Below are 2,476 nucleotides of genomic sequence, written 5' to 3'. Positions count from 1 at the left end.
CTGGGTGAATGACAGCGAACACCTGCCTGACCTCGCTGAACTGGGCGTGGTGTTCCTGCTGTTTTCCCTGGGCCTGGAGTTCTCGCTGAGCAAAATGTTCGAGCTGCGCCGCGTGGTTTTTGGCATGAGTGGCGACGCGTACCACATGACTTCGCCACCGTCCGACGGTGCCGGCGCCGCACGTTGCATTACCAACGCCCTGCGGGATGCGAAGATCAGCCCGGACCGGGTGCAGTACATCAACGCCCATGGTACTTCGACGGCGACCGGCGACTTGGCGGAAGCCGAAGCGGTCAAGTCGGTATTCGGCGAGCACGCCTACAAGCTGGCGGTCAGCTCCACCAAGTCCATGACCGGCCACCTGTTGGGTGCGGCGGGCGCGGTCGAAGCAATCTTCAGCATACTGGCCATTAAGGATCAGGTCGCTCCGCCGACCATCAACCTCGATGAGCCGGATGAAGGCTGCGACTTGAACTTCGTGCCTCACGAAGCGCAGAAAATGCCGATCGACGTGGTGTTGTCCAACTCGTTCGGTTTCGGTGGTACCAACGGTTCCCTGGTGTTCCGCCGGTTCGCTGAGTAATGCATAGCTGGGTCGACGGTCAGCCAGCGGACAGCGTGCCCCTGAAAGATCGCGGCCTGGCGTATGGCGATGGCCTGTTCGAAACCATCGCCGTCAAGGCCGGGCAACCCGTGTTGCTCGACCGCCACCTGCAACGCCTGGCTGAAGGTTGCAGGCGGTTGGCATTGGTTGCGGACCACGCATTGGTCCGCAGCGAAGTGCTCGCTTACGCCACCGCCCTCGGCGACGGCGTACTCAAGTTGATCCTCACCCGTGGCGACAGCCTGCGCGGTTATGGCATCAACCCCGGCGCCCCGGTGCGCCGTATCCTGCAGGGCAGTCCGCCTGCTGCTTATTCCCAGGCTCATGGCGCCGACGGTATCCGCCTGTTTCCGTGCGTCACCCGTTTGTCCGAGCAGCCGCTGCTGGCCGGTCTTAAACATCTCAATCGCCTCGAACAAGTGATCGCTCGCGCCGAGTGGCAAGATGCCGAGCATGCCGAAGGTTTGATGCTGGATATGTCCGGGCGCGTCATCGAAGGCGTGTTCAGCAACCTGTTCCTGGTGCGCAACGGCGTGTTGCTGACCGCCGATCTGAATCGTTGCGGCGTGGCCGGGGTCATGCGTGCCGAGATCCTGGCCCAGGCGCAGGCGCTCGGCACCCCGGTGGTCGTGGCCGATATCAGCCTTGAGCAGTTGCAGTCGGCCGACGAGGTTTTTGTCTGCAACAGCGTTTATGGCATTTGGCCGGTGCGCGACTGCGCTGCGATGAGCTGGCCGGTTGGGCCGCTCACCCGTAAACTGCAGGGCATTGTTCGCACGCTATTGGATATTTGAGTTGATACGAAAACTGTTGTTACTGCTGCTGATCGGTCTGTTCTCGGCGGCATTGCTGTTGGGGGTGTCGGCCTGGAAGCTCAACTCAGCCCTGAAGCAGCCCTTGCACCTGACCGAGGAGCAACTGCTCGACGTGCCGGCAGGTTCCACGCCGACCGGCACCTTCAATCGCCTGGAAGCCGACGGGGTGCTCGACGGCGCGTTCTGGTTGCGTCTTTACTGGCGTTTCAACCTCGAAGGCCAGCCATTGCACAGCGGTGAATACCGCCTGACACCCGGGCTCACCGCTCAAGGCTTGATCGGTTTGTGGCAGCGTGGCGAAGTGGTGCAATACAGCCTGACGCTGGTGGAGGGTTGGAATTTTCGCCAAGTGCGCTCGGAGTTGGCCAAGCATGAAAAGATCGTGCAGAGCCTTGCCGGGCTGAGTGACAGTGAAGTGATGGACAAACTCGGCCACCCTGGGGTGTTCCCCGAGGGGCGATTCTTTCCCGATACCTATCGCTTTGTGCGCGGCATGACGGATGTCGAGTTCCTCAAGAAGGCCTATAACCGCCTGGATGACGTACTCGCCCAGGAGTGGAGCAAGCGCGCCGCCGACGCGCCGTACACCGACCCGTACCAAGCCCTGATCATGGCCTCCCTGGTGGAGAAAGAGACCGGTGTGCCGGAGGAGCGGGGGCAGATCGCCGGGGTATTCGTGCGTCGCATGAAGATCGGCATGCTGCTGCAGACCGATCCCACGGTGATCTACGGCCTGGGCGAACGCTACAACGGCAAGCTGACGCGCGCCCATCTCAAGGAAGCCAATCCGTACAACACCTACATGATTGCGGGGCTCCCACCGACACCCATCGCGATGGTCGGCCGCGAGGCGATTCATGCGGCGTTGAACCCGGTATCGGGCAGCAGCCTGTATTTCGTCGCACGGGGCGATGGCAGCCATATTTTCTCGGATGACCTGGATGCGCATAATGCCGCCGTGCGTGAGTTCCAGCTCAAGCGCCGCGCCGATTACCGTTCCAGCCCGGCGCCGCAGGTGAAACCGTTGGAAGACGCCACGCCGACGAGCGACGCACCC

The 2,476-nt window shown here is 62.1% G+C and carries 2 protein-coding genes and 1 pseudogene; all 3 read left to right on the top strand.

From position 1 onward, the window contains the following. Positions 1-583 (top strand): annotated as a pseudogene (locus L9Z73_RS29050) (hypothetical protein); the annotation flags it as partial. After that, complete coding sequence (pabC, locus tag L9Z73_RS29045) at positions 583-1,398, top strand: aminodeoxychorismate lyase (RefSeq protein ID WP_247408289.1); 816 nt, start codon at positions 583-585, stop codon at positions 1,396-1,398. The pseudogene L9Z73_RS29050 and the gene pabC, both read left to right, overlap by 1 nt. Position 1,399: 1 nt before the next feature. Beyond that, the coding region (gene mltG, locus L9Z73_RS29040) for an endolytic transglycosylase MltG (RefSeq protein WP_247408288.1) at positions 1,400-2,476 on the top strand (1,077 nt) is incomplete at its 3' end.

The organism is Pseudomonas emilianonis (assembly GCF_023072625.1).
In the GTDB taxonomy this organism is placed as follows: Bacteria; Pseudomonadota; Gammaproteobacteria; order Pseudomonadales; family Pseudomonadaceae; genus Aquipseudomonas; species Aquipseudomonas paraveronii.
The sequence above is the reverse complement of the archived record's forward strand: the minus strand, read 5'-3'. Positions and strand labels throughout refer to the sequence as shown.

Bases quoted from the DNA above. Each gene is read 5' to 3' on its own strand.
- pabC (WP_247408289.1), top strand. From the start codon at position 583: ATGCATAGCTGGGTCGACGGTCAGCCAGCGGACAGCGTGCCCCTGAAA.